Genomic DNA, 6,055 nt, shown 5'->3' on the forward strand with positions numbered 1-6,055 from the left:
TTTTATAGCCTTTCACACTCTTCTGATCCCAAAGTAACGTATCATCTAAATCAAAAAAAACTGCCTTTACCAAAATGCTCACCCTCTTTTCCCTACCATTGAATTCGAAAAAATTACACTATTACAATAATAAACCACAACCATTAGAAAAAAAATAACTATCGGTAAAATGCCTTCATCTTTCTTTGAAATATCAAAATGCTTCCCTATTTGCTCATGAAAACTTAAAAAAGTTCACATGCGAGTTTTTCCTTATTTTCTTTCGAACACATATAACTTTCCATTGCTAGCAATCTTAAACTTTGGACCTGCGAATCCCCGTCGGATCAGCTCTTTCCTCATATATACCATGAGAGCAGCATGACTCACAATCAAAACATCCTGCTCTCCTTTTGCGAGAAGCTCGTCCAATACTTTATTGATCCGTTTCTCAGCAATCTTAATCTCCGCTCTCGTCTGCTTGTTAACTACCGAGCAACAGCGAATCCAAATGGCCCAAAGTATGAATGGCAGCTTCACCTTCCCGTTAAGAGGTGGAGATGGTATTTCCCGAAGTTCCTCCATCTGATTAACCTCACCAGGATAGATGTGCTCAGCCGTCTTCACTGCTCTCGACATATCGCTGCAATAACATCTCTTCCATTCCTGATCGTCCAATAAAGTTGTCCCATAAATAATATCTGCTGCATCATAATCATTAAACCATTGATTCATATCATCCGCCGTCACATATTTTCCGGTTGGGAATTCATGTGCCACCTTAAAGTGTCGTACTAAACCAATTTTCATTTTTTTCTCCTCTTTAACTTTTGAAATAAAAAATTCACTTTCTAATTGATCCACCTACTTATATAATAGATAATGTAAAAATTATACAAAGGTGGTAATTGAATGCTATTCAAGAATTTCACTAAGATTGTCCTTGCTGTCGCATTAACTTTTACATGCATCTCTTTTTTACTGATAAAAATCGACTCAGTCTCAGCAGCCACTACAGAAAATGCCACGGTAAATACGAAGGGTACCCCTTTGACTGTTAGAAGTGGCCCCGGCACCAGCTATAAAAAAGTAGGATCGTTGGAGAAAGGGAAAGCCGTAACCGTTTATTCGAAAACAAAATCCGGCTGGTCGGAAATTCGGTACAATGAAAAAAAAGCCTATGTATCTACAAAATATTTAAAATTCAGCAATGTGAAGATAACCAAGAAAAAATATAAAAATATCAGTGACTTGTCGTATCCGCAAGTATCAGGACTAAAAAGTAAAGCAGCTCAGGATAAAATTAATCAGGTGTTAACTAAGCATGCCAAGGACGCCTATTCCTCTTATCTGCAAGCCAAAAAGGATAGGGAAAAAGATAAAAATGAGGAATGGTGCAAAGAATCCCCATACTCTTGTCAGTATAGTTACAGTATTTCGTATAAAGTGAAATTCAACCAAGATGGAAAGCTAAGCATTCTTATTGACGATTACTATTATAGCGGCGGAGCTCATGGAATGGGATACACAACATCCTATAATTTCAAAGAATCTTCCGGTAAACAGGTGAAAATCAGTGAAATCCTCACATCTAAAGCGAAGTATACGAAGGTGCARAAATATGCTTATGACTACATGAGGAAAAGAGATAGTTTTTATGTAAAAAAACAGAGCGATGTTCCCGTCAATAAGGATTCACAGTTCTATTATACAAACGGGGGGATCTATCTCGTATTCCAAGAATATGAAGTGGCTCCTTATGCTGCTGGCCGTCCTGCCGTAAAAATCCCAAGTAAGGTTTATAAATAATTTCGTTGCACAGGGGCTAACTCCTGTGCTTTTTTAGGACCCTTTAATTCAATATATCTAACAAATGATGAAAAATATAGAACCATATTTCACAATCTGATGCGGTTTCATGCATACTTATCATCGCATTCAAAAAAGTGGATTTTTTAATAATAGATATTTGATGGGAATATGTTTTTAACCAATGCCGAACTTACTTTTGTCTGATTTAAACATAATTCGAAGAAGCTCTTAGTTAAAGGACGAGAATAAGGAGTGAATAGGGTTTACCTGATATGGAAAGATGGGGACGAATACGAAGAAAAGCTAACCAGAACGGATTTAAAATGATCCAAGAATAATAATGAAAATAGAGAAGGCGTTTACCTTCTCTATTTTTTTCACTTCAAAAATTGGAGTTCCGTAATCGTACATATTTTTCTAAATTTATATTTACCGCTCATATCACTAAATTGGTAATTATTCAGTACCTTTTCCAGCTGTCCTTTTAGCTTTTCTTCCGCGATAAATGAATCGACAGTTACTTTCCAATTTTCTTTTCCGATTAGATCATCGAACGGAATAATGTCTAGAACTTCATCATAAATTTGGATGCTCTGATCAATTCCAAAGCTTCCGTATATGCTGCCATTTTCATCAGCAAAAATATGCTCCGATTCCAAATCCTCCACCAACACCTCTAAAAACCCCTTTGACTCAACAGGCTTGATGGCAATCTCTGCTTCAGCCTTTACAGGCCCTAATCTCTTATCAACAATCTCAATCGTTAACTGAACTTGAATAGGCTGATATACTGCCTCAAACCCTTCACACAGTTCAGCTGCCGAATTATATACCATCAGACCTACCTCCCTTTATCAATATTATTATATAATAAATTGCATCATTTTCTTATCAAACACTCTTATTCAAGATCATTTATCGGCCTTTCTTTTTTTTAAAACTCATATTATACTTCTCTATATCATAATACTATGAAGATCTGACGCGCAAATTGCCCTCGATGTCACACGTACGATAATATCATCCTTCTTCTGAGGTTTCGGATTAGGTTTAAATTCTAAAAAACGAGATACAAAAAAAAGCCCCGAAGAATCGAAGCTTACTTATGGATACCTCTATTTAGTTGATGATTCCTAATAAGCTTATATAAATCTTCTCAATCTATTCTTCATTTACTCATAATCTGATTGTGTTTTTCTTTTTTATACTCTTTTATTACCTCATTAAATACATCAGGATAATTTGTAAACAATCCCGTTGCTCCCCATTCTAAAGCTTTTTTCATATCAGCTCTTTCATTTACTGTATACGGATGAAATTGAAGACCATGATTTCTGACCATTTTCACGTATTGTCCATCTATCTTAGTGAAGTTCGGACCAACTCCAATGGCATATTCCTTAATAGATTCCAATTCTTTATCAGAAATAGTTGCCTGATTCTTATAAGAGAAAAGTTGAACCAGTGGTAACTTTGGATTCATGTCATGTACCTTCAACAGACTTTCTTTGCTGAACGATTGTATAAGTACATTTTTGGTACGTCCCTTTGAATCTACCATCTTATAATCTTTCAGAACCTCTAGAAGTTCTTTTTCCATTCCTGGATATACCTCTGGAGACTTAGTCTCAATATAATAATTTGCCTGTCTGCCAAATTTTTCAAAAACCTCTTCAAGAGTTGGAACCACTAACCCTTTATATTTCGTTTTTGCAAATTGCGGATATTTTTCATTGAACCAAGAGCCGGCATCCAGTTTTTTTATTTCTGCTAGTGTTAAATCTTTCACCAGACCTGTACCATTTGTTGTGCGATCCACCTTTTCATCATGCATCGCTATTAATCTTCCGTCCTTAGTCATCTGGAGATCGATTTCTATGTAGTCACCCTTCATTTGTTCTCCCAATTGATAAGCAGGAATGGTATGTTCAGGAGCATAACCAGAAGCACCGCGATGCGCGACATTCACAATTTTCTTCTCATAAATTGATGAGTTTGAATGATTTTCTTTTGCTGAAGCAGCTGAAGCAGCTGAAGCATCCAACGATGTAGCCTGTAATATAAATCCTACGCTCATAATACATAAACCTAATTTCTTTATACTAGTTTTCAATTTCCCTCTCTCCCTTCTATTCTTACTTTCATTTTAGAAGGGAAATGTAAAGCTACGACTAATATAGTGTAAAGAAACTACATCTCTATAAAAATAAGGAAAGAAACCCATAAAACAGCAAACTGATAAAAAACCACTTAGTTCATTTCACCTATATTGAATGCACTATCCAGCTCCTTTAGACTTACTTTACTTAATTTGCTTCCCAACTTAAAGCTTTGTAAAATGAGATATCAAAATCTATGTTTTTTTGATTTACAAAAAACTAGTAAAAGATTACTATTAAAAAAAACAGAATATTAAAATCAAGGGGAATTATGTTAAAAAACTATCAGTATTATCAAAACAAACACCGATTTATACTTAAGGCATTTATGGCAATGATATCCTTTTTACTATTAGTTGGCATTTCTGTATCTCCAATAAGTTGGAAAGCTAATCCTTACGATATGTCTTTACAGGTCATTTTGATATCTGGAATCATTCTTTCTTTGTTATTTTTCGTAAAAAAAGAAACTAATTTATATAAAACCCTGTTCATTTTCTTAATTACTGTTTATTTATATATTAAATTTTGGGTATTCCCAGATACTGCAATTATGTTGTCTTTATTCGCAATAGCACCCTTAATCCCCATTTTTCTCTTTGATAAAATAGGGTTTTATATTATCGCTTCTTTAAATATCATACTTGGACCTACTTTTATCTTAGTTATTTCGCATACAAATCTTCAGTATACGTACGAGTATGTCGCATTAGATAGTTTTGGTAATACATTGAATTTTATAGCTATACAAATAATATTATTATTTGTATTTATAGGAACAAACAATAGAATGGAATCCACAAATGCATTTCATAAAGAAATTCAACAAGCTAAACAATTAAATTCAGTCGGTCAGCTAGCCGCTACCATTGCGCATGAAATAAGGAACCCCATTACAGTCGTAAAAGGATTTGCCCAATTATTAGATCAAGAAAAAGAACTGAACGAAACAGAAAAATTTTATGTACAAACCATGCTTACAGAACTTGAATATACACAGGTAATAATCAATGACTATTTATCATTAGCAAAACCACAATCAGGAAATATCCAGGTTATTCATTTGAATCATGAAATTCAGAAAATCTCTGATCTATTAACTAGTTTTGCCAATAATTGTAATGTAGGCTTTCTACTTAAATTTAGCGGAGAACTATACATCAAAATGAATCCGATTGAACTTAAACAAGTATTAGTTAATATTATTAAAAATGGGATTGAATCAATGAACAATCCCGGATTTATCAGTGTAGAAACAGAACAAGAACGAAATATGGCAAAAATAAAAATCACGGATACAGGTATAGGACTTTCTAAGGAACAGCTTAAAATACTAGGCACGCCGTTTTATTCACTTAAAGAAAGAGGTACCGGTATCGGCTTAACTGTTTGCTATAATATCGCCCAAAAGTACAAGGGAGAAATTATAGTTAAAAGCCAATTGAATAAAGGAACATCCTTCACTATTTTTTTACCTTTATATAAAGAAAAAGAATAAAAAACAACACCTTCCAGTAACTCCTACAAAACAAAAATAGGATGACCTCCCATCACGGGCGGTCATCCTTTTCAATTAAGCTTTAAAGCTATCTTGCCATTTCAGTAAATGATTTTCTAAAAAGCGGACAAACGAGTCTGAGATTTTACCAGCGAGAGCAAAAATGATGATACCTTTGCCCAGTTTATTCAAGCTAATGTTTTTTTTGATAGACGATTGGTGATGGTATCTTCTTGTGGTGAAGTTCGCCGTATGTAAAAGGCCAGTATGAACGCAACTACGGTTAACCATGTAGCTATCATAAATGCATCATCTACCCCCATTACACTTCCTTGTTTAATGGCCATTGCCATTTGGGTTTTATTTTCTGGTGATATGTGATTTTGTGCTAAAATTCCCTGTACATGTTTCGTTCCCTGATTTGTCATAACTGACACAAAGAATGCCATGCCGACAGCACCTGCAACCATTCTCAACGTATTAACCATTGCTGTTCCGTATTTATTTAAGCTAAGTGCCAATTCATTTAATCCAGCTGTAAAGATAGGCATCATCAGTATCGACATACCAAACATTCTAATAGTATATACCCATACCACATAAGAAT

General features: G+C 34.5%; 5 protein-coding genes and 1 pseudogene. 2 read left to right on the plus strand and 4 right to left on the minus strand.

Translation table 11 applies throughout. The features are described 5' to 3' along the window. Positions 1-252: 252 nt before the first annotated feature. Positions 253-789, minus strand: a complete 537-nt coding sequence (locus tag AC1DUW_RS19005) for a histidine phosphatase family protein (RefSeq protein WP_328114899.1) — start codon at positions 787-789, stop codon at positions 253-255. 102 nt (positions 790-891) lie between these two features. On the opposite strand from AC1DUW_RS19005, the gene AC1DUW_RS19010 reads away from it, so the two are divergent. Next, a complete protein-coding gene (locus AC1DUW_RS19010; RefSeq protein WP_053344526.1) occupies positions 892-1,788 on the plus strand; it encodes a PdaC/SigV domain-containing protein in 897 nt (298 codons plus the stop codon). A 380-nt stretch (positions 1,789-2,168) separates the two neighbouring features. Here the strand turns inward: AC1DUW_RS19010 and AC1DUW_RS19015 are convergent, their stop codons facing one another. Both AC1DUW_RS19015 and AC1DUW_RS19020 read right to left on the minus strand, forming a co-directional pair. Continuing rightward, positions 2,169-2,627: a hypothetical protein gene (locus AC1DUW_RS19015; protein WP_340887801.1), complete on the minus strand. Its 459-nt coding sequence runs from the start codon at positions 2,625-2,627 to the stop codon at positions 2,169-2,171. A 332-nt stretch (positions 2,628-2,959) separates the two neighbouring features. After that, positions 2,960-3,868, minus strand: coding sequence for a glycerophosphodiester phosphodiesterase (locus AC1DUW_RS19020; RefSeq protein ID WP_477643198.1), 909 nt, complete (start codon positions 3,866-3,868; stop codon positions 2,960-2,962). 353 nt (positions 3,869-4,221) lie between these two features. Between AC1DUW_RS19020 and AC1DUW_RS19025 the strand changes: the two genes are divergently transcribed. Further along, positions 4,222-5,448 (plus strand): ATP-binding protein, encoded by a 1,227-nt coding sequence (locus tag AC1DUW_RS19025; protein ID WP_477643197.1) that lies wholly within the window; start codon positions 4,222-4,224, stop codon positions 5,446-5,448. A 188-nt stretch (positions 5,449-5,636) separates the two neighbouring features. Here the strand turns inward: AC1DUW_RS19025 and AC1DUW_RS19030 are convergent. Then, a pseudogene (locus tag AC1DUW_RS19030) lies at positions 5,637-6,055 on the minus strand (MFS transporter); the annotation flags it as partial.

It is taken from the genome of Peribacillus sp. P4_C12, from assembly GCF_056402095.1.